Origin of the sequence: Pseudomonas sp. St316, assembly GCF_018325905.1 — a bacterium.
Lineage (GTDB): Bacteria > Pseudomonadota > Gammaproteobacteria > Pseudomonadales > Pseudomonadaceae > Aquipseudomonas.
Map to the genome: position 1 here is coordinate 1,729,959 of NZ_AP021901.1, position 20,720 is coordinate 1,750,678.

Annotated in this window: 21 protein-coding genes and 1 pseudogene; 6 read left to right on the forward strand and 16 right to left on the reverse strand. The window is 61.6% G+C overall.

Annotated features, from left to right (window positions below):
- Positions 1–32: 32 nt before the first annotated feature.
- Entirely contained in the window at positions 33–1,187 is a 1,155-nt protein-coding gene (locus tag KI237_RS07765) for a patatin-like phospholipase family protein (RefSeq protein ID WP_212799448.1), read from the forward strand.
- A 210-nt stretch (positions 1,188–1,397) separates the two neighbouring features.
- On the opposite strand, the gene KI237_RS07770 is transcribed toward KI237_RS07765, so the two are convergent.
- The 6 genes from KI237_RS07770 to puuE form a co-directional block, all read right to left on the reverse strand.
- Positions 1,398–2,183 (reverse strand): outer membrane protein OmpK, encoded by a 786-nt coding sequence (locus KI237_RS07770; RefSeq protein ID WP_212799449.1) that lies wholly within the window; start codon positions 2,181–2,183, stop codon positions 1,398–1,400.
- A gap of 502 nt (positions 2,184–2,685) precedes the next feature.
- Complete coding sequence (locus KI237_RS07775) at positions 2,686–3,987, reverse strand: urate hydroxylase PuuD (RefSeq protein WP_212799450.1); 1,302 nt, start codon at positions 3,985–3,987, stop codon at positions 2,686–2,688.
- A gap of 5 nt (positions 3,988–3,992) precedes the next feature.
- The gene (locus tag KI237_RS07780; RefSeq protein WP_212799451.1) at positions 3,993–4,541 is read right to left on the reverse strand and encodes an ureidoglycolate lyase; all 549 of its coding nucleotides are present in this window, start codon (positions 4,539–4,541) and stop codon (positions 3,993–3,995) included.
- 115 nt (positions 4,542–4,656) lie between these two features.
- The gene (gene alc, locus KI237_RS07785; protein ID WP_212799452.1) at positions 4,657–5,658 is read right to left on the reverse strand and encodes an allantoicase; all 1,002 of its coding nucleotides are present in this window, start codon (positions 5,656–5,658) and stop codon (positions 4,657–4,659) included.
- 66 nt (positions 5,659–5,724) lie between these two features.
- Positions 5,725–6,240, reverse strand: coding sequence for a 2-oxo-4-hydroxy-4-carboxy-5-ureidoimidazoline decarboxylase (gene uraD, locus KI237_RS07790; protein WP_212799453.1), 516 nt, complete (start codon positions 6,238–6,240; stop codon positions 5,725–5,727).
- Entirely contained in the window at positions 6,237–7,163 is a 927-nt protein-coding gene (puuE, locus tag KI237_RS07795; RefSeq protein ID WP_212799454.1) for an allantoinase PuuE, read from the reverse strand. The genes uraD and puuE overlap by 4 nt, the downstream gene beginning before the upstream one ends.
- 414 nt (positions 7,164–7,577) lie before the next feature.
- Here puuE and uraH point away from each other — a divergent pair, with 414 nt between their 5' ends.
- Positions 7,578–7,931 (forward strand): hydroxyisourate hydrolase, encoded by a 354-nt coding sequence (uraH, locus tag KI237_RS07800; protein ID WP_212799455.1) that lies wholly within the window; start codon positions 7,578–7,580, stop codon positions 7,929–7,931.
- 201 nt (positions 7,932–8,132) lie between these two features.
- Here uraH and KI237_RS07805 read toward each other — a convergent pair whose 3' ends face one another.
- From KI237_RS07805 to KI237_RS07815, 3 genes are all read right to left on the reverse strand, one after another.
- The gene (locus KI237_RS07805; RefSeq protein ID WP_212799456.1) at positions 8,133–8,759 is read right to left on the reverse strand and encodes a LysE family translocator; all 627 of its coding nucleotides are present in this window, start codon (positions 8,757–8,759) and stop codon (positions 8,133–8,135) included.
- A gap of 62 nt (positions 8,760–8,821) precedes the next feature.
- On the reverse strand, positions 8,822–10,171 hold the full coding sequence (locus KI237_RS07810) for an NCS2 family permease (RefSeq protein WP_212799457.1): 1,350 nt from the start codon (positions 10,169–10,171) through the stop codon (positions 8,822–8,824).
- A gap of 334 nt (positions 10,172–10,505) precedes the next feature.
- On the reverse strand, positions 10,506–10,943 hold the full coding sequence (locus KI237_RS07815; protein WP_212799458.1) for a MarR family winged helix-turn-helix transcriptional regulator: 438 nt from the start codon (positions 10,941–10,943) through the stop codon (positions 10,506–10,508).
- A gap of 82 nt (positions 10,944–11,025) precedes the next feature.
- On the opposite strand from KI237_RS07815, the pseudogene KI237_RS07820 reads away from it, so the two are divergent.
- Positions 11,026–12,190, forward strand: a pseudogene (locus KI237_RS07820) (aminotransferase-like domain-containing protein).
- Positions 12,191–12,345: 155 nt separating this feature from the next.
- Here the strand turns inward: KI237_RS07820 and KI237_RS07825 are convergent.
- The 5 genes from KI237_RS07825 to KI237_RS07845 form a co-directional block, all read right to left on the reverse strand.
- Positions 12,346–12,717 (reverse strand): glutaredoxin family protein, encoded by a 372-nt coding sequence (locus KI237_RS07825; RefSeq protein WP_212799459.1) that lies wholly within the window; start codon positions 12,715–12,717, stop codon positions 12,346–12,348.
- A gap of 104 nt (positions 12,718–12,821) precedes the next feature.
- Positions 12,822–13,367 (reverse strand): GTP cyclohydrolase I FolE, encoded by a 546-nt coding sequence (gene folE / locus KI237_RS07830; protein ID WP_003204506.1) that lies wholly within the window; start codon positions 13,365–13,367, stop codon positions 12,822–12,824.
- A gap of 77 nt (positions 13,368–13,444) precedes the next feature.
- A complete protein-coding gene (locus KI237_RS07835) occupies positions 13,445–14,002 on the reverse strand; it encodes a Smr/MutS family protein (protein WP_053146321.1) in 558 nt (185 codons plus the stop codon).
- Between the two features lie 73 nt (positions 14,003–14,075).
- Positions 14,076–14,396 (reverse strand): hypothetical protein, encoded by a 321-nt coding sequence (locus KI237_RS07840; RefSeq protein ID WP_212799460.1) that lies wholly within the window; start codon positions 14,394–14,396, stop codon positions 14,076–14,078.
- Positions 14,397–14,526: 130 nt separating this feature from the next.
- On the reverse strand, positions 14,527–15,117 hold the full coding sequence (locus KI237_RS07845) for a cysteine hydrolase family protein (protein WP_212799461.1): 591 nt from the start codon (positions 15,115–15,117) through the stop codon (positions 14,527–14,529).
- Between the two features lie 253 nt (positions 15,118–15,370).
- Here KI237_RS07845 and prmB point away from each other — a divergent pair, with 253 nt between their 5' ends.
- The gene (gene prmB, locus KI237_RS07850; protein ID WP_212799462.1) at positions 15,371–16,279 is read left to right on the forward strand and encodes a 50S ribosomal protein L3 N(5)-glutamine methyltransferase; all 909 of its coding nucleotides are present in this window, start codon (positions 15,371–15,373) and stop codon (positions 16,277–16,279) included.
- A 139-nt stretch (positions 16,280–16,418) separates the two neighbouring features.
- On the opposite strand, the gene KI237_RS07855 is transcribed toward prmB, so the two are convergent.
- Complete coding sequence (locus KI237_RS07855) at positions 16,419–17,207, reverse strand: hypothetical protein (RefSeq protein WP_063324822.1); 789 nt, start codon at positions 17,205–17,207, stop codon at positions 16,419–16,421.
- A gap of 109 nt (positions 17,208–17,316) precedes the next feature.
- On the reverse strand, positions 17,317–18,282 hold the full coding sequence (locus KI237_RS07860; RefSeq protein ID WP_212799463.1) for an alpha/beta hydrolase: 966 nt from the start codon (positions 18,280–18,282) through the stop codon (positions 17,317–17,319).
- A gap of 142 nt (positions 18,283–18,424) precedes the next feature.
- Here KI237_RS07860 and aroC point away from each other — a divergent pair, with 142 nt between their 5' ends.
- Positions 18,425–19,516, forward strand: coding sequence for a chorismate synthase (gene aroC, locus KI237_RS07865; protein WP_212799464.1), 1,092 nt, complete (start codon positions 18,425–18,427; stop codon positions 19,514–19,516).
- Between the two features lie 34 nt (positions 19,517–19,550).
- Positions 19,551–20,696, forward strand: a complete 1,146-nt coding sequence (locus tag KI237_RS07870) for an MFS transporter (protein ID WP_212799465.1) — start codon at positions 19,551–19,553, stop codon at positions 20,694–20,696.
- The last annotated feature ends 24 nt before the right edge of the window (positions 20,697–20,720 follow it).

Sequence of the window (20,720 nt, forward strand, 5' to 3'; positions counted from 1 at the left end):
CATTTTCGGCACCTTGAGCACGGAGCATTGCGATGACCCCAGCTGAACCGGTTACAGGTTTGATTCTTTCCGGCGGCGGGGCTCGAGCGGCGTATCAGGTAGGCGTATTGGCAGCCATCGCCGAATTATTGCCAGACGGGGCGGATAACCCGTTCCCGGTGATCGTCGGCACCTCGGCCGGGGCGATCAACGCGGTCAGCCTGGCAAGCGGGGCGATGGACTTCAAGACCGCCATCGAGCGGCTGACGGCGTTCTGGCAAGCGGTGCGCAGCCATCAGGTCATGCGCAGCGACTGGCGCGGCGTGCTGGCCCAGTCAATGCGTTTCATCACCCACAGCCTGCTGGGCCTGGGGGCCAAGTTGCCGGTGGCGCTGATCGACAGTTCGCCGCTGCGCGAATTGCTCCAGGCCCAATTCCATGCCTCGGGCATCGAGCAGGCCATCGTCGAGCAGCAACTGCGCGCGGTGGCGGTGACGGCGTTCGGTTATGAGTCTGGTCAGGCTGTCACTTTCTACCAAGGGCGCGGGACCATCGATGCCTGGCTGCGCCATCGACGTATCGGGGTGCCGACGCAGTTGTCGGTGGAGCACCTGCTGGCCAGCTCGGCGATTCCGTTGCTGTTCGCGCCGGTCAGGATCGGCCCACAATACTTCGGTGACGGCGCGGTGCGCCAATCGGCGCCCATCAGCCCGGCCTTGCACTTGGGGGCCAATCGGGTGCTGGTGATCGGCGTCAGCGGCAACCCCCGTGGCGCGGGGTTGCAAGATCCTCTGGAGCGTAGCTACACCGGTCTGCAACCGACCCTGGCGCAGATCGGCGGCCATATGCTCAACAGCACGTTCATTGACAGCCTGGAAAGCGACATCGAGTTGCTTCAACGCCTGAACGGCTTCAGTCACCTGCTGCCCGATGACGTACCGGCCCATACCTTGGGCGCGGCACCGGTGGAGGTGCTGGTGATTTCACCCAGCCAGCCGATCGATGAAATTGCCGCTCGCCATCGCCAGGAACTGCCCCGCGCGCTGCGGTTGTTCCTGCGCGGGCCGGGCGCGACCAAGACCAGCGGCGCGGGAGTACTGAGTTACCTGCTGTTCGAGGCGGGGTATTGCCGCGAACTGATCGAGCTGGGACGCCAGGATGCGTTGGCGCAGCGCGAGGAACTGAGTCGGTTTTTGGGGTTGTCCTGACTGATGCAAGCAGGTCCACCGCTATCGCGAGCAAGCTCGCTCCCACAAGGGATTTGCGGTGGACGCTAAAGCCTGGCTTTCACGAAACCAATGTGGGAGCGAGCTTGCTCGCGAAGACGGCGGCACATTTAACATCAATGCAAGCCGACCCATCGCAATCGCGAGCAGGCTCGCTCCCACAGGGTATTGTTGCGGACGTAAATCCTGGGATCAGAAATGGTACTTCAGCAAGAAGCTGGTATTGCTCTGGTTGGTCTTGAACCCGTCCGTGTCTTCGATCCCGTACTTGTTCTTCCAGTAGTCATACTCCACGCCCACATACAACTGCTTGGCGCCGAGCTTCAACGCCTTGCCCAGGTCATATTTGATCTGCGGGTTGATGTGCAGGTTGGCGTGGTAGGTGCCTTTGGAGTTGCTGTCGTTGTCCACCACCCAGTCGATGAAACCGTCGATCAGGATGTCCGATGATCCCACCGGTACGGTGTAGGCCCAGGTCGGCGTGATCTGCCAGACGTTATCGCCGGCGCGTGGGCCTTCGGTCTGGCGGTTGTAGAAGTTCAGCTGGAAGTAGTCGAAGCCGGGAATCGCCAGGTCCAAGCCCGGACCGATCAGGTAGGACTCGTTGTCGCCTTCGCCGAATTCATACGTCATGGCCAGCAGCACATCCTTGATCGGGCCCAGTTCCAGCTTCTGGTCGAAGATCTTGCCGAACGACAGGCGTGGGCTGAACTCACCGTAATAGGTGTTCGGGCCGGACTGGCTGTCGTCCTGGCCGTTGTAGAAGATCCGATCGAGGAAGAAGAAGTTGTCCCCATATTTCCAGGCGTCGGCGTGCTCGAAGGTCACGGTCTGCTGGATGCGCGGGTTGACCTGGAAATCCTTGCCGTACAGGTAGGTCAGGCTGTTGTTCTGCCACTGGAACAGGTCGTCGGCCATCGCTTGGCCCCCGGCCAGCAAGGCTCCCGCAAGTATCAGGCTGGTGCACGTACGTTTCATTCGGTTTGCTCCCAAAGGTAAGTGGTGCCGCTTTTTTTTCAGGTCAGCGCTCTGGTGTGGCGCCTTTTTCCTCGGATAAAAAACATCCGTTCGGTCAGCTTTTTGCGCGTGGCAAATGCTGATAGCAAGAGCTGAGCCAAGGCCGGGGGAAACCCGCAAAAGACTCATTCAGCTGTTTGGAACAGTCGAAAAAGGTGTGTTCAGGAGGCGCTTGTTCTATCTGCCGGTGCCGGGATAAGTTGGCGGGCCGGTCAGGATCGGAGAGGGTTTTTGTGTCGGCCGGTTTCGAACGGCCGCGCAGGATACGGGCTTGAATCGCGGGGCTCAAGTGCCCTGCAACGGCGCATCCGTGGCGAATTTGGGGCGTGATGCAAGGGCTGGGTCATCGGGTGCTTTGCTCTTGTTTTTATTGTTGAGGCGCAGGCAGTCGCTGACGGGCGACCGGTGGTGAGCCGGTCGGCCTGTCAACGGCATGACATGTGAAGCTATTGGCGCGCGAGGCTCAGTTGGTCCGCGCGCCCTGGTTGATCCACGCGCCGATCAGGTCACGTTCCTGCTGGGTCATCTGGGTGATGTTGCCCAATGGCATGATCTGGCTGGTGACGGCCTGGGCCTGGATGCGCGCGGCCTGTTGCTGGATCTGCTGCGGGGTGTCGAACATCACCCCACCTGGCGCGGCGCTGAACAACGGGCTGGTGGGCTTGGCCGAGTGGCAGACCGAGCAGCGTTCCTGGATCACGCTGTGGACCTGCTCGAACGAAGGGCCCTGGGCGTTGGCGGCCTGGGTGGGCGCCAACGCCGGTGCAGCCGGTGCCGTCGCCGGTTTCGCGCCACCGCCCACCGCCGTTTCCGGCAGCGGTTGATACTCGATGGCAGCGGGTGCCTTGGCCACGTCGGGTGCGATGGAGATGGGCTTGGGACCGGTAACGTAAGCCAGGCAGATCATCGCCAGGGCACCGACCGGCAGCGTCCAGGCAAACCGGTTGCTGTCATGGCGCGTATTGAAGTAATGGCGCACCAACACCGCTGCCACGGCGATCCCGGCCAGGATCAACCAGTTGTACTGGCTGCCGTAGGTGCTCGGGAAATGGTTGCTGATCATGATGAACAGCACCGGCAACGTGAAGTAGTTGTTGTGGCGCGAACGCAACAAACCCTTGGCCGGCAGTGCAGGATCGGGCGTGCGGTTCTCGGCGATGGCCGCCACCAGCGCGCGCTGGGCCGGCATGATGATGCGAAAGACGTTGCCGACCATGATCGTCCCGATGACCGCCCCGACGTGCAGGTAGGCGCCGCGACCGCTGAACACCTTGCTGAACCCGTAGGCCGCGGCGACCAACAGCACGAACAGGATCATGCCGAGCAGGGCAGGGCGCTTGCCCAGGGCCGAGTCGCAAAGAAAGGAATAGACGAACCAGCCAACCAGTAGCGAACCGAGGCCCAGGGCGACGCCTTCGGGGCCGCTCAGGCTGCTGCCGGGAGCCAGCAGGTAGACGGTCGGGTTCCAATAGAACACCACGCACAACAGCGCGATGCCCGACATCCAGGTGAAGTAGGCTTCCCACTTGAACCAGTGCAGGTTGTCCGGCATGGAGGGCGGCGCGAGTTTGTATTTTTCCAGGTGGTAGATGCCGCCGCCGTGGATGGCCCACAGGTCACCGGCCAGGCCGCTCCTGGGGTTGACGCGGTTGAGGTTGTTTTCCAGCCAGACGAAGTAGAACGACGCGCCGATCCAGGCCACGCCAGTGATCATGTGAACCCAGCGTACGCTCAGGTTCAGCCATTCCAGCATATGTGCTTCCACAGTCTTTACCTCTCGCCCGTCACGCTTGTATTCGCGTGATCGGACCTTCTCTTATTGGTGGGGGCGAGGATCAAACACTCATCCTCTTGGAAAAAATGCTCATCGCAGTTATTGCCTGTGCCACTGCGATCAACCACCAGGAAGTCATCCCGCTTTTCGATCGTCAGCACCGGGTGGTGCCAGACGCCGCGATGGTAATTGATGCCCTGCCTGCCGTTGGTGACGAAGGCGCGGACCAAACCTGATACAGGTGCATCGCCAAGTGGCGCGACCACGATCAGAAAGGGGTTGCCGAGCAGCGGAATGAACGCCTGGCTGCCCAGCGGATGGCGCTCCAGCATGCGCACGGTCAGCGGCATGTCCAGCGCGTCGGCGCGGAAAATGCTGATGATCGCCTGGTCGTCCGGCGTGGCGGTTTGCACCGTCGCCAGGCGATGAAAGCGCATGGTCGAACCGTTGTTGATCATGAAGTGATCGCTGCCGTCGGTTTCGATCACGTCACCGAACGGGGCGAAGGCTTCTTTGGTCAACGGTTCGATCTTGAGTGTGCGCATGCTGGTCTTCTTATCCAAAATTCTGTGTTGTTTGTTGTGTCGCCATCGCGAGCAAGCTCGCTCCCACAGGGAGACGCATTTCAAGTGTGGGAGCGAGCTTGCTCGCGATTGGGGTTCACACTGACTTCGCGACCTTGCCCAACACCCGCAGGCGACTCACGCCACCGTCCGGGAACACGTTCAGGCGGATGTGGGTAATCGGCCCCAGCGCCTTGATCTGCTCGGCGAAGGTGTGTTCGGCGTGCATTTCCAGCTTCTGGCTGGGCAGCAGCTCACGCCAGAACAGCGACTGGGTCTCGATCTGGCTGTCGGTGCCGCCCTTGACGAACGCGCCCTGGATCGAGCAGCTGTCGGGGTAGTTGCCCTTGAAGTGCAGGGTGTCGACGATGACTTTCTCGACCTCGCCGGCATGACCCAGGGCGACGATGACCCAGTCATTGCCTGGCGTGCGACGACGGGCGGTTTCCCAGCCATCACCCATGTTGACGCCACGACCTGGGTTGAGGATGTTGCTCATGCGGCCGAAGTGTTCGTCGGAACAGGCCAGGGCACGGCCACCATTGAGGGCGGCAGCCAAGTCGATCTGTTCATTGTCGCCCACGGCCGACCAGTCGCGGTACGGAATGCCATAGACCCGCAACCGAGCCACGCCGCCATCGGGGTAGATGTTGAAGCGCAGGTGGCTGAAGGCCTGGTCGTGACTGATTTCGTGATAGTGGTGGCTGTTGCCTTGCAACTCGACGGCCGATAGCACTTCAGTCCATTGGGTGTTTTCGTCCGGCTCGCCTTCAGTCAGGAAGCAGGCTTGCAGGGAGGCCGACGGTGGATAGTTACCGGTGAAGAATGAAGTGTCGATGTCCACGCCTTTGATCGAACCGGCCACACCCAGACGGATCACCGCGCTGTCGTAGCCTTCGAAGCGCTTGCGCCGCGATTCCCAGCCGTCCATCCACTTGCCGTTGTCATCGAACACGCCCTCCTTCCAGACGGCCGGGGTCGGTTGGAACAAACGGTTGGCATCGGCGAACCAGTCATCGGTGACCGAGATGATTTTGGTGCCGAGGCGGGCGTCGGCCAGGTTGACGAACTTCTCGAAAGGTACGGCGTAAGCTTTCATTCTTCTTGTCTGCCTTTAAATAAGTTGGCTGGGGATGCTTGCAGCGCCTGGGGTCAGGACTGCTCGCTAAAGGGTCAGTAATCGGAACAACGCGATTTTGTTGATCTCTGCCAGCGCGCAGTTGAATTCGGTGTCTACCGAATGATGGATGCGCGTTTCGAACGCCGCGAGGATCTGGTGCCGGTTGCTGCCTTTTACCGCCATGATGAAGGGAAACTTGAACTTGGCCTTGTAGGCGTCGTTCAGCTCGGTGAAGCGCTGGAACTCTTCGGCCGTGCATTGGTGGATACCGGCGCCGGCCTGTTCGTTCGTGCTGGCTTCGGTCAGTTGGCCCTGGACGGCAGCCTTGCCGGCCAGGTCCGGGTGAGCGTTGATCAGCGCCAGTTGGCGGGCGTGATCGGCACTCAAAAGGATGTCGCTCATGCGCTGGTGCAGGGTTTCGATCTGGTCGATCGAGGGATCCTGGCCCAGGTCAAACGCCTTCTCGGCGACCCATGGCGAATGTTCGTAGATGTCGGCGAACGCTTCGACGAACGCCTCGCGGCTCAAGGTGGAGGGCTTGAGGGTCCGGAACGCAGTCATTTCGAGGCTCCAGGATGCGGATGGGTCTGCTGCCAGTGACGGGCAATATCGACGCGACGGCTGAACCAGACCTGCTCATGACCCTTGGCGTATTCGAGGAAGCGCTTGAGGGACGCCAGGCGCGCAGGGCGGCCGATCAGCCGGCAATGCAGGCCAATGGAAAGCATTTTCGGTGCCTCGGCGCCTTCGGCATACAACACGTCGAAAGCGTCCTTGAGGTACTGGAAGAAATCGTCACCCTTGTTGAACCCCTGCACTTGGGTGAAGCGCATGTCGTTGGTGTCGAGGGTGTAGGGGATCACCAGGTGCGGCTTGCCGTGGGGCGTGTTCGGTTCCCAGTAGGGCAGGTCGTCGTCGTAGGTGTCGCTGTCATAGAGGAAACCGCCTTCTTCCATCACCAGCCGGCGGGTGTTGGGCCCGGTGCGACCGGTGTACCAGCCCAGCGGACGCTCGCCGGTGATTTCGGTGAGGATGCGGATCGCTTCGAGCATGTGCTCGCGTTCCTGGGCTTCGTCCATGTACTGGTAGTCGATCCAGCGATAGCCATGGCTGCAGATTTCATGGCCGGCGGCGACCATGGCGCGGATCAGGTCCGGGTGGCGCTGGGCGGCCATGGCGACGGCGAAGATGGTCAGCGGGATGTCGAATTGCTTGAACAGCTTGAGGACACGCCAGACGCCGGCACGGCTGCCATACTCGTACAGCGATTCCATGCTCATGTTGCGCTCGCCCTGCAGCGGTTGCGCCGCGACCATCTCCGAGAGGAACGCTTCGGATTCCTTGTCGCCATGCAGGACGTTGCGCTCGCCGCCTTCCTCGTAGTTGAGGACGAAGGACAGGGCGATGCGGGCATTGCCCGGCCACTTTGGATGGGGAGGGTTACTGCCGTAACCGATCAGGTCGCGTGGGTAGTCAGCGCTCACTGCAGTCTTCCTTCTTGTTCGAACCATGTAGGTGGCGCCCCGGGGGATGGATCTTGGGCTGGCGTCACGACGATGGAGTGATTGTATACAACTTTATGTGCGATTTGTAAGCCTGATTTTTTGCATTTTTCACCGCCACCCCTGATTTGTCTACACTGCAAGAAACCTGCCTATCTGGTCAATTAATCAGGGCAAGGATAGCGTATCCGTTGGTGTGGCTTAAGATCGGGCAGGAAGCAAGGTCGGAACACGCATGGGCAAAACATTGGTTTTTATTGTGTACAATTTTATTTTAAAGTGTCTTAATTCGTGCATCGCCGTGGCGTTTCGTGCTCCGAAACGGTGCGGCCCGTCTTTCAACTGAATTCAGGAGGCGTCGTGCCGGACTGCACTGCAGCGAGGCGCGCACAAGCAATGGGACGTTTGACCACTCACGTTTTGGATGCTGCACACGGCTGCCCGGGCAGCTCGATCAAGATCGAGCTGTACCGCGTTGAAGGTTCGCAACTGCATTTGGTCGCCAGCGTACTGACCAACAGTGACGGTCGCTGCGACGCGCCGCTGCTGCAAGGGGACGACTACCGTTCGGGAGTCTATCAATTGCAATTCCACGCCGGCGATTACTACCGCGCCCGTGGCGTGCAACTGCCCGACCCGGCGTTCCTGGACGTGGTGGTGCTGCGCTTCGGCATTTCGGCCGAGCAGGAGCATTACCACGTGCCCCTGCTGATTTCGCCTTACGCCTATTCCACCTATCGAGGCAGTTGACCCCCCAAGCTGCTGCCTTGTCCTGGAAGCGACTGCGCATGGCGCTTCCTTGGTTTTTCGCCCGCTCACACTGCGGGCTTTTTTTCGTCCACGAGAATGTGGGGGCAGGGAGGGACTCATCGCGAGCAAGCTCGCGCCACAGGTCTTATGAGCGGCGAAAAACCACTGTGGGAGCGAGCTTGCTCGCGATGCTTTTGGTGCTTATCGGCTCAACAGGGAGGCTGCCCCCGCACCGCCAAATAATCCTGCGCTGATGCGGTTGAACCAGCCCTGGCCTTTACCCGTACGCAAATACCGCGCCGCGCCGTGGGCACCAAGGCCGTAGGCCAATTTGCACAGCAGGTCGAGTACGGTCCAGGTAGCGATCATGATCAGCAGTTGTGGCAGGAACGCTTGTTCGGCGCTCAAGAATTGCGGCAGGAAGGCGGCGAAGAACAGGATGTCCTTCGGGTTGCTGGCGCCCAATACGAACGCCCGGCCGAAGAGCGCGCGAAAGCGCGGGACGGTGGCGGCCTGGGGCACGTCGGCGCCTTGGGACGGTTGCCGCGATTGTTGCCAGCTCTGCCAGGCCAGGTAAAACAGGTACAGGGCACCGACAATCTTCAGGGCACTGAACAGCTGCTCCGACGCCATCAACAACGCACCGAGCCCCAGCGCCGAGGCGCTCAGCAGGCAGATCGAGGCGATCACCCCGCCGAGGAACGCTGGATACGAGCGGCGCAGTCCGTAGTTCAGGCTGTTGCCGATCATCAACAACGACAACGGGCCGGGGATGAGGATCACCACCAAGGCGGCGCCGCTGAACAACAGCCAGGTTTCCAGATTCATTGCTTTGCTCCTGATGGACAAAAGCCTCACCCAAGGGGTGAGGCGGGTGGCTATGGTTTCGCTTACAAGAAGATGAACTTGGCGATGAAGATCGCGCAGAGCACCCACAGGCTGACGGAAATTTCCTTGCGTTTACCGGTGCCGGCCTTGAGCACCACGTAGGTGATGAAACCCAGTGCGATACCGTCAGCGACCGAGAACGTCAGGGGCATCATGATGGCCGTGACAATGGCTGGAATGCTGTCGGTTGGTTCGTCCCATTCGATGTGGGCCATGCCGCCCATCATCAGCATGGCGACATAGATCAAGGCCCCGGCCGTGGCGTAGGCAGGGATCATCCCGGCCAGCGGTGCGAAGAACATGGCGGCAATAAATAGCACACCGACGGTCACGGCGGTAAGCCCTGTGCGCCCGCCCGCCGCGACACCGGCGGCGCTTTCCACATAGCTGGTCACCGGCGGCACGCCGACCATGGCGCCGAAGACACTGGAAGCGCTGTCGGCTTTCAGGGCGCGGGACAGGTTCTCGATCTTGCCGTCGGCCTTCACCAGGCCGGCGCGCTGGGCCACGCCCATCAGGGTGCCGGCGGTGTCGAACATGTGCACGAACAGGAAGGCCAGCACCACGCTGATCATGCTGACGTTGAACACACCGGCCACGTCCATCGCCATCCAGGTGGGGGCCAGGCTCGGTGGTGTCGACATGACGCCGTTGTACTGCACCAATCCCAGGCCCCAACCGGCCAGGGTCACGGCGATGATGCTGATCAGGATCGCGCCGAACACGCGGTGGTAGCTGAGCACGGCGATCATCAGGAAGCACACCGCGGCCAACAATGGGCCGGGCTCACGCAACGAGCCGAGCTTGATCAGGGTGGCGGGGCTGTCGACGACGATCCCGGCGGTTTTCAGGCCGATCAGCCCGAGGAACAACCCGACCCCCGCGCCCATGGCAAACCGCAGGCTCACCGGAATGCTATTGAGCAGCCACTCGCGCACCCGCGACAGGGTGAGGAACATGAACAGCACGCCGGAAATGAACACCGCGCCCAACGCGGTCTCCCAGTTGTAGCCCATGGTGCCGACCACGGTGTAAGTGAAGAACGCGTTCAGGCCCATGCCCGGCGCCAGGCCCACCGGCCAGTTGGCGTACAGCCCCATCAACAGGCAACCCAGGGCCGCGGCGATGCAGGTGGCGACGAAGGCGGCGCCGTGGTCGATGCCGGCGTCGGCCATGATGTTGGGGTTGACGAAAATGATGTAGGCCATGGTGATGAAGGTCGTCAGGCCGGCGATCAACTCGGTCTTCACCGTGGTGCCGTGCACGCTGAGTTTGAAGATGCGCTCCAGCCAGCCACTGCGTGAGGGCGGCGAAAGGTCCAGCGTCTGGGCTTCGGGTTTGCGGCTTTCCACAGCGAGTACTCCTCAAGAGTCTTATTGTTATTTCCAGCACCGCACACGCCCTGGGGGTGGCTGCGATGCGTTGAGGCAGGTAAGGCTGGCGAAGTATGTTGACCTGTTGGTCAGGAACTCGCACGAGGCGAATTATGCTTTTGTATACAAATAAAGCAAATAATGTTTTCTGTGTTGTCGACGAAATGTCGGGCGATAGGGATATATCGCCCTTGAGGGCGCTATCGCGAGCAAGCTCGCTCCCACAGTGGACTGTGGTGAAATGCAAGATTGGCGTTCACCCATGCACCCTGTGGGAGCGAGCTTGCTCGCGATGGCGTCGGCTCAGACGCCTTCAGTCACTGGATTTTCCCAGTGCCAGATTCACCGCCAACCACCCGTTCACCGCCGCTTCCCCAGCCTCGGCAAACACCCGCTCCAGCAATTTCACCTGCTCACGCCGCAACGCCTGCTCGAACCGCTCGCCCTCGGCCGTCAGTTCGAGTAGTCGCTTGCGCTTGTCGGTCTCGGACGCGACGCTGTTCACCAGGTGCATTTCCATCAGCTGCCGCAACGGCATGTTCAGTGCCTGCTTGCTCACCCCGAGCAATGCCAGCAACTCCTTCACGCTCAATGACGGATAGCGGGCGATGAAAAAAACGATGCGCTGGTGCACCCGGCTCAACCCGCGCCGTTCAAGCATTTCATCGGCCTTGGCGGTGAACGCCTGGTAACCGAAGAAGAACGCTTCCATGGCCATTTGTTGGGAAGTCGGATTTTTAAGGTCAAGCATATTGACGTATCCACAGAGGTCGGCGTAATTTCGGTCAATCAGTTTGACTCATTCCTCCCGTGCCCCGCTACAGGTGACCTCCATGGCTTTTTCCGAACGTGTCTCGCGCCTCAAAAGTTCTTTGATTCGAGAAATCCTCGCGGCGGCGCAGCGCCCTGAAGTGATGTCGTTCGCCGGCGGCCTGCCGGCCGAAGCCATGCTGCCGAAAGTGGAATGGGCGGCCATGCCGTTATCCATGGGCCAGTACGGCATGAGCGAAGGTGAAACGGCTCTGCGCGAAGCCCTGGCGGCCCAGGCGCGGGCGCTGGGCGTGGCCTGTGAGGCGAGTCAGGTGCTGGTGGTCAGCGGCTCCCAGCAAACCCTCGACCTGGCGACCAAGCTGCATATCGACGTGGGAACTGAAGTGATGCTCGAAGCGCCGACGTACCTGGCGGCGTTGCAGATTTTCCAGCTGTTCGGCGCCGACTGCATCACCGTGCCCCTGGAGGCCGACGGCCCGGACCTGAAACAGTTGCGGGCCCGGCTGGAGCAGCATCGGCCAGCGTTCATCTACTTGATCCCGACGTTCCAGAACCCCTCGGCGGTGCGCTATAGCGAGGCCAGGCGCGATGCGGTGGCTGCGCTGTTGGACGAGTTTGGCGTGACCCTGATCGAGGACGAACCCTACCGCGAGCTGACGTTCGATGGCGCCAGTGCCACGCCGATTGTCAGTCGCTTGAAGAAGGCCAGTTGGATCTACACCGGCACCGTATCGAAAACCCTGTTGCCGGGCTACGGGTGGGCTACCTGATCGCCAGTCCGGATCTGTTCCCGCACCTGCTGCGACTCAAGCAGTCAGCGGACCTGCACACCAATCGCATCGGCCAATGGCAAGCGCTGCAATGGATCGGGACCGAGCAGTACCGCAGCCATTTGAGTGAGTTGAGGGATTTTTACCGGGATCGTCGCGACCGCTTCCAGGCGGCGCTGCAAAAGCATTTTTCCGACATCGCGGACTGGAACGTGCCCCAGGGCGGGTTGTTTTTCTGGCTGACCCTCAGGCAACCGCTGGACACCCGCACCTTGCTCCCCGCCGCATTGGCGGCCGATGTTGCGTTCATGCGGGGGAGCCGTTCTTTCCTGAGCCGGACCAGCATCCGGGGCATCTGCGGCTGAATTTCAGCCACATTGACCCGGCGCGGTTGGATGAAGGGCTCAAGCGGTTGGCGGGGGTGGTGCGGGCGGCGTTGGCTGCAAAGGCAGCTTGATAGCAGGGGGCTTTGCGGTGGCTGGCCGGGCCCCCATCGCGAGCAAGCTCGGCTCCCACAGTGGGCCTCGGTGAACGCTGGATTTGTATCCACCACGGTCCCCTGTGGGAGCCGAGCCTGCTCGCGATGAGGCCAGTCGTCACACCAGAAAACTATCAGGCTGCCGAGAACCGCTTATCCAGATAATCAATGATCACCTTGGACTCATACATCCAGGTGGTCTGGCCATTCTCTTCAATACGCAGGCACGGCACCTTGATCCGACCGCCTTGCTCCAATAGCGCCTGGCGATCCTGCTCGTTGTTTTTCGCATCGCGCAGGGTCACCGGCACGTTGAGACGGCGCAGGGTGCGGCGGGTTTTCACGCAGAACGGGCAGGCGTGGAACTGATACAGCGTCAGGCCGCGAGCGGCTTGCTCGACCTGCGCCTGGGCTTCGGCCGGGCGCTTTTTCTTGCCCGGGCGGGTGATGAAATCGATGAAGATGATGAGCTGGCCCAGGCCAACCCGAAGCGCTTTGACAATCACGGTATTAAGCCTCGCGGCACGGAAGAAGAGGGCGCGCAGCTTACCTGATTTTTCACAGGCGAAAAAAAACCGGCGATCAATGCCGGTTTTCTTGATGCGGCGGATTACTTGATGAGGCTGAGGAATTCGCTGCGCGTGGCGGCATTTTCCCGGAACTCGCCGAGCATCACCGAGGTGATCATCGAGGAATTCTGCTTTTCCACACCGCGCATCATCATGCACATGTGCTTGGCCTCGATCACCACCGCTACGCCCAGGGCGCCAGTCACTTGCTGGACCGCATCGGCGATCTGGCGGCTGAGGTTTTCCTGGATCTGCAGGCGACGGGCATACATGTCGACGATGCGCGCGACTTTCGACAGCCCCAGCACCTTGCCGCTCGGGATGTAGGCCACATGGGCCTTGCCGATGAACGGCAGCAGGTGATGTTCGCACAGCGAGTACAACTCGATGTCCTTGACCAGCACCATCTCGCTGTTGTCGGAGCTGAACAAGGCACCGTTGGTGACTTCTTCCAGAGTCTGTTCATAACCGCGGCAGAGGTACTGCATGGCCTTGGCAGCACGCTTGGGCGTGTCGAGCAGGCCCTCGCGGGAAACGTCCTCGCCCAGTTGGCCGAGAATCGCGGTGTAATTCTGTTCCAGAGACATGAAACTACCTGTGGGATTTTACGCAAAGGGCAAGGGTACGGTGGCGGACACGGCGCTGCAAGCTCGGCAATCGAGGGCTATTCGTCGCGGCCTTCCATCATGGTGCGTTTGAGCATCACGTAGACCGCCCCGGCGCCGCCGTGTTTTGCCTGGCAGGAGGTGAAGCCCAGCACTTGCGGGTGCTGACGTAGCCAGGTGTTGACGTGGCTCTTGATCATCGGCCGCTTGCCATCCAGGCGCACGGCTTTGCCATGGGTGACGCGCACGCAGCGGATTTCGAATCGGGTGGCTTCGGCCAGGAACGCCCAGAGGGTTTCCCGGGCTTTTTCGACGCTCATGCCGTGCAGGTCGAGGCTGCCCTCGAAGGGGATCTGGCCGACCTTCAGCTTGCGCATCTGGCTTTCCTGGACGCCGTCGCGCGCCCACATCAACTCGTCTTCCGGCCCGACGTCGATGACGAACTGATCGGACAAGCCGTCCACGGTCGTGGCATCGGTGCGCACGGTGGCGGCCTGGCGCAGCTTGGCGATTTGCGCGCGATCGGCCTTGGGCTTGCCGGTTTCGGCACGATCGTGCTTTATCGGTTTTACGCCCTGGATCGCACTTTTGAACAGGGAAAAGTCGTCGTCTTGCATGTCAGCCTCCGCGAAGCCGGCCAGTTTACCCAACTCTGGCGGGATCAGGCGCGACAAAACGTCGGATGGCGGGTCAGTCGTGCTTTTTCATCAGGTGCGGAGCCATGGCCAGCTCCAGGGATTGGCGGGCACGACGGCGGCAGCGGCGCCAGAGCCAGACGCCCAGCAACAACACGAAAAGACCGACTGCCAGGATGATTGCCGAACCCAGCGGGGTGGCGTTCAAGTCACCCAGTGCGGGTGGGCGGCCCAGCAGACTGGCGGCACCGGCCATGGCCAGCAGTACTCCGAGTGTTGCCAGTAGCGCAGCGATCGCCGCGCCAAAACGAAACCGCCAGTTGCTCGGGCCCTTGGGCCGCAAGCGACGTGCGTCAAAACCATCGGATAACTTCATTCCGACCTTCCTCAATGGGTATCGGCCCTTCGACCGGAAGATGTTCGGGTTGTTCCTGACAGTGGGGCAATTGCGGCAAATGAGAGGCTTTTGCGGATGAGCGGCGGGAGTGGCCGCTCATCGAGGCGAATCAGATGAAGTCACGGGTCAACGCCAGGGTGGCGAAGTTGTCCGCCATGATCGCCATTTCGGTCTGCTGAACGTGTTCGGCGCTGAGGACGCCGCCCTTGTACGGCAGGTCGCGCGTGGCGCAGGCGTCTTCGACCAGGGTACAGCGAAAGCCCAGGTTCTTGGCGGCGCGCACCGTGGTGCTGACGCTGGAGTGGCTCATGAACCCGCACACGATCAGGTCCAGGGGGCCGAAGTCTTCCAGGCGCTTTTTCAACTCGGTGCCGTGGAACGCGCTGGGCAGCAGCTTTTCGATCACGGTTTCGTCGCCCTGGGGTTCGAGGCCGGGGATGAACTCCCCACGCTCGCCTTGCGGATCGAACAGCCCGCCATGGGTGCCCAGGTGGCGCACATGCACGATTGGCCGCCCGGCTGCACGGGCCGCGCCGAGCAATTGCTTGATGTTCGCGACGGCTGCATCCATGCCGCTCAGGGCCAGGGGGCCTGCGAGGTATTCTTTCTGGGCATCGATGATGATCAGGGTCGCTTGACTCAGATTGGCCGCTGCGTAACCACGGCCGCTGAGTTGAAACATCGTTTTTGGAACGGACATTCTGGGGCTCCTTCGAGTGGGGCTTTTGCGACATTCTCCTCTGGCTGAGCGGTTCTGTGAATCGCTTCCATCACAAGGGCCGCCGTTGCTGGCCTACAGCCTTGTCAAGATGCTCATCTTGTTCAATAGGCCGATCAAAAAACGGATGATTCCTACGATTGGTCCGGGTTTTTTCGTTCGTCATCGGGGCGTGTTTGGGTGGGGCGCGTTTGGCTGGTAGACTCGCCCGTCGATTTTTCTGGAGTTTGCCGCCGTGATCACTTCTCGTCTCCGTACCCTGCGCGACCATATCCGTTGGGCCGTCAGCCGTTTCCACGGGGAGGATCTGTTTTTCGGTCATGGCACCGACAATGCGTGGGACGAAGCCCGGCAACTGGTGTTGGGCGCGTTGCACCTGCCATGGGAAATTGCCGACAGCTACCTGGACTGCCGTCTTGAAGACGAAGAGTTGGTCCATGTGCAGCGCCTGCTGCGCCGGCGTATCACAGAGCGTGTGCCAACCGCCTATTTGTTAGGTGAGGCCTGGTTCTGCGGGATGTCTTTCATCGTCGACGAGCGTGTGCTCATTCCGCGCTCGCCCATTGGCGAACTGATCGAAAAGCGTTTCGAGCCTTGGTTGGGCCAGGAGCCGGCACGAATTCTTGATCTGTGCACCGGCTCCGGCTGCATCGGCATTGCCTGTGCCTATGAGTTCCAGGAAGCCGAGGTGGTGCTGGCCGACCTGTCGTTCGAAGCGTTGGAAGTGGCCAACCAGAACATCGAGCGACATGGCGTCGATGAGCGCGTGTTCACGGTCCAGGGCGATGGTTTCGAGGGTTTGCCGGGGCAACGTTTCGACTTGATCGTGTCGAACCCGCCCTACGTCGATGCGGAAGATTTCGCCGACATGCCGCAGGAATACCAGCACGAACCGGAACTGGGCCTGGCCTGTGGCGATGACGGCTTGAACCTGGTGCGCCGGATGCTGGCCGAGGCGGCCGATCATCTGACCGAGAAGGGATTGTTGATTGTCGAGGTGGGCAACAGCCAGGTGCACGTCGAGGCGTTGTACCCGGAGGTCGATTTCGCCTGGCTCGACTTCGAACGCGGCGGCCATGGCGTGTTCATGCTCAGCGCCGAACAGTGCCGCCAGCACCAGGAATTGTTTGCTTCGCGGGTTTGATCCCTTTATCCATCTGGGTGCACCCACTGTGGGAGCGAGCTTGCTCGCGATGGTGTCGGATCAGCAACATTGAAGTTGACTGATTCACCGCTATCGCGAGCAAGCTCGCTCCCACAGGGTTTTTCAGGCGCTGTCGGGCTTAATGCCGCGTCGCAATCCAGATCAGCAACCCCGCCTGGAACATGGCGAAGGCCACCAGGCAGGTGATGGTGAAGCGCAAGCCGGCGTCTTCGCGCTTGAACTTGGTGACCTTTTCTTCCTGCTGCTTGAGTTTGACTTCCTGTTCCGCCAAGTTCTGCTCGGCCTGTTGCAGCATCTGCGCCGCTTCAAGGATTTCCACGAACTGCAGCTTCTCGGTGTTCCAGTCCCCTAACAGATCGCCAACGTGGGTTGGCTTCACGCTGCCTTTGAGGTGCTGGGCGTCGGCGTAGACCACCTCGAAACCCTGGGCCTTGAGAAAGCGGTCGCGGCGCAGGCGAGTGTCTTCGTTCAGGGCGTCCTTGTTATCCAGGTCGGTGCCGTGCACCTGGTAGGCCGACCAGCGTTTCTTGGCCCAGGTAATGCCCTGGGCCGCCAGGAAACGGCCGATGCCACGGTTGGACGGCTCGACTTGCAGGTTGTCCGGGGAAAAAAACAGGCGTTTCTCGACGTGGTCGGCCCAGACGTCCAGGTGGTTCTGTTCCTTGCGCACGCGCTGGTTCGGCAGCTGGATGCTCATGCGCAGCAAGCTGCGTTCCTTGCTGTGGCGCTCGGCATAGCTGAACTCGACAAACCGCAATGGCCGCGCACCGGTGGCGCGGTCGGTCTTGAGCGGCGCCAGCCGGAGCATTTTGTGATGCTCGGTGTGCACGTCGGCCCACGGCAACTCCACCGCAGACGAGGCGGGGGCTTCGGCAGCGGTGTCGGGGGAAGCTTGAGTTTCAGTCATAACGGCTAAGTCCTGTCCAGGCCGGCTGGTCGGTAGCCATTGCGCTATCCGACACAGTGCTATCGGCCGTTTTTGCCAGGACTGGAGGGCTATTTGCCACTAAAACCGCTTAACGGGCAGCTAACGAGTCAATAAAACGCAGAATCCGTGTCCCAAGCTCGGCCGCCAGGGGCAGGTTGGGATCCTTGTAGGAGGCCAGTTGCCGTTTCACGTCGTTGGGCACGATGCGCATCACGTGGTTCATGCCCTCGATCAGCGCCAGTTCGGCGTCGGGCTTGACGGCTTTCAACTGCTTGGCATCATCGACGCTGACCTGGATATCGTTGCTGCCCTGGATGATCAAGGCTGGCATCTTCAATGCCGCAAAGGCCTGGGCCGGATCCTGGCGGAACAGCGAGATCAGGTAGGGCTGCACGCTGGGACGGAAAATGACCTGCAGCTGTGCCGGCACGTTGTCGTCGACTCGACCGGCCTCGAGGCTGTCGAGCAACTCGTTGCTGCGCAGCATCAATGGCGGTGGCAGGCGGTTGCTCAGTTGTTGGCGCAGCACCTGGTCGATCGGCCGGGCGCTGCCGGACAGCGAAATCACCGCCGCCGCGTTGGCCTGGGACGCGGCGAGGCTGGCGATCAACGCGCCTTCGCTGTGGCCCAGCAGGATCAATGGACCCAGTCGCGGATCGGCGGCGAGCTTGTGGCTCCAGGCCACGGCATCGGCCACATAGGCCTCGACGCTCAGGTTGCGTTCGTCCGGTGTCGCCGCGAGGCTGGCCGCTACGCCGCGCTTGTCATAGCGCACGCTGGCAATGTTGTGCTTGGCCAGCACCCAGGCCAGGCGCTTGAGGCTGTCGTTGCGCCCGCCCTCGGGGTTGTTGCCGTCGCGATCCGTAGGACCTGACCCGGAAATGATCAGGACAACCGGCACCGGCGTGTCGGACTTGGGCAGTAGCAACGAGCCGAAAAGCTCACCACTGCCCGTGTCGAGGCTGATCGGGCGTTGCAGCACCGTGGCCTGGGCCAGGCCGCAAAACAGACCGGTGAACAAGGTAAGGCTTAAGGCAAGCAGCTTTAACATCATCACGCCATTAGTTGCGAAGGTGCCGGTTGGACTGGTGGCCGCCAATAAGGTTCGAGGATGAACTACGCGGGGAGCCTGCGTATACTGGCGCGCATTACGAATCCAAGGTTGAGTCTCTCAGCGATTTCACGGAGCACCCCGCATGTCCGGCAATACCTACGGCAAGCTGTTCACTGTCACCACCGCGGGCGAAAGCCATGGCCCGGCGTTGGTCGCCATTGTCGACGGCTGCCCGCCGGGCCTGGAGATCTCCCTGGACGACCTGCAAGGTGACCTGGACCGGCGCAAGCCCGGCACCAGCCGCCACACCACCCAGCGCCAGGAAGCCGATGAAGTCGAAATCCTGTCTGGCGTGTTCGAAGGGCGCACCACTGGCTGCGCCATCGGCCTGTTGATCCGCAACACCGACCAGAAGTCCAAGGACTACTCGGCCATCAAGGACCTGTTCCGCCCGGCTCACGCCGACTACACCTACCACCACAAATACGGTGAGCGCGACTACCGTGGCGGCGGTCGCAGCTCGGCACGGGAAACCGCCATGCGCGTGGCGGCCGGGGCGATTGCCAAGAAGTACCTGGCCAGCCAGGGCATCGTCATCCGTGGCTACATGAGCCAGTTGGGTCCCATCGAAATCCCGTTCAAGACCTGGGATTCGGTGGAACAGAACGCCTTCTTCTGCCCCGACCCGGACAAGGTGCCGGAACTCGAGGCCTACATGGATCAACTGCGCCGTGACCAGGATTCGGTCGGTGCGAAGATCACCGTGGTCGCCGAAGGGGTGATGCCGGGCCTTGGCGAGCCGATCTTCGACCGCCTCGACGCCGAACTGGCCCACGCGCTGATGAGCATCAACGCGGTGAAAGGCGTGGAGATCGGCGCTGGTTTCGCTTGCGTCGCCCAGCGTGGCACCGAGCACCGCGACGAACTGACCCCGGAGGGTTTCCTCAGCAACAATGCCGGCGGCATCCTTGGTGGCATTTCCTCGGGCCAGCCGATCGTGGCGCACCTGGCCTTGAAGCCAACGTCCAGCATCACCACGCCGGGCCGCTCCATCGACATCCATGGCAACCCGGTGGACGTCATCACCAAGGGCCGTCATGACCCGTGCGTCGGCATCCGTGCCACGCCCATCGCCGAAGCGATGATGGCGATCGTGCTGATGGATCACCTGCTGCGGCATCGCGGCCAGAACGCCGACGTACGGGTGAGCACCCCGGTGCTGGGTCAGCTTTGATGACTGGCCTGCCGGCCGCCGTGGCCTGACGACCATGGCGGCACTGCCGTACTGGCGGCTCTCCAGTTTCTATCTGTTCTATTTCGCCCTGCTCGGTTCGACGGCGCCGTTCCTGGCGCTGTATTTCGATCACCTGGGGTTCAACGCGGCGCGCATCGGCGAGCTGGTGGCGATCCCCATGCTGATGCGCTGCGTGGCGCCGAACATCTGGGGCTGGCTGGGGGATTACACCGGCCGGCGCCTGGCGATCGTGCGGTTTGGCGCGATCTGCACGCTGCTGGCCTTCTCGCTGATTTTCATCGATAAAAGCTACGCCTGGCTGGCGATGGTCATGGCGCTGCATGCGTTCTTCTGGCACGCGGTGTTGCCGCAGTTCGAGGTCATCACCCTGGCCCACTTGAGCGGGCAGGCTTCGCGCTACAGCCAGATCCGCCTGTGGGGGTCCATCGGTTTCATCATCACCGTGGTGTTGCTGGGCCGCCTGTTCGAATGGCTGAGCCTGGACATCTACCCGGTGGCGCTGGTGTTGATCATGGCCGGCATCGTCCTCGCCAGCTTCTGGGTGCCCAGCGCCCAGCCATTGCAGGGGCCGCGAGTGGCGGGGGAGGGGTTCCTGCGGCAACTGCGCAACCCTGGCGTGTTGGCCTTCTACCTATGCGTGGGCTTGATGCAGGTGAGCCACGGGCCGTATTACACCTTCCTGACGTTGCACCTTGAGCACCTGGGCTACAGTCGCGGGCTGATCGGTCTGCTCTGGGCGGTCGGCGTGGTAGCGGAAGTGTTGGTCTTCCTGCTGATGAGCCGGATCCTGGCGCGGTTTTCCGTGCGCCGGGTACTGCTGGCAAGTTTCCTGCTGGCGGCGTTGCGCTGGTTGTTGTTGGGCTCGCTGGCCGAATTTCTCTGGGTATTGTTGTTCGCCCAAGTGCTGCACGCGGCGACCTTCGGCAGCTTTCACGCCGCCGCCATCCATTTCGTGCAACGCAGCTTCGGTCCTCGCCAGCAAGGCCAGGGCCAGGCGCTTTACGCGGCGTTGGCCGGCACGGGCGGGGCCTTGGGCGCGTTGTACGCTGGCTACAGCTGGAACGCCTTGGGCGCCAGTTGGACGTTCAGCCTCGCCAGCCTCGCGGCCTTCGCGGCAGCCGTTATCATTGCCACACGTATGCAAGAGGACCGGCCATGAGCCTTCGAACCGTTAATTTGCTGG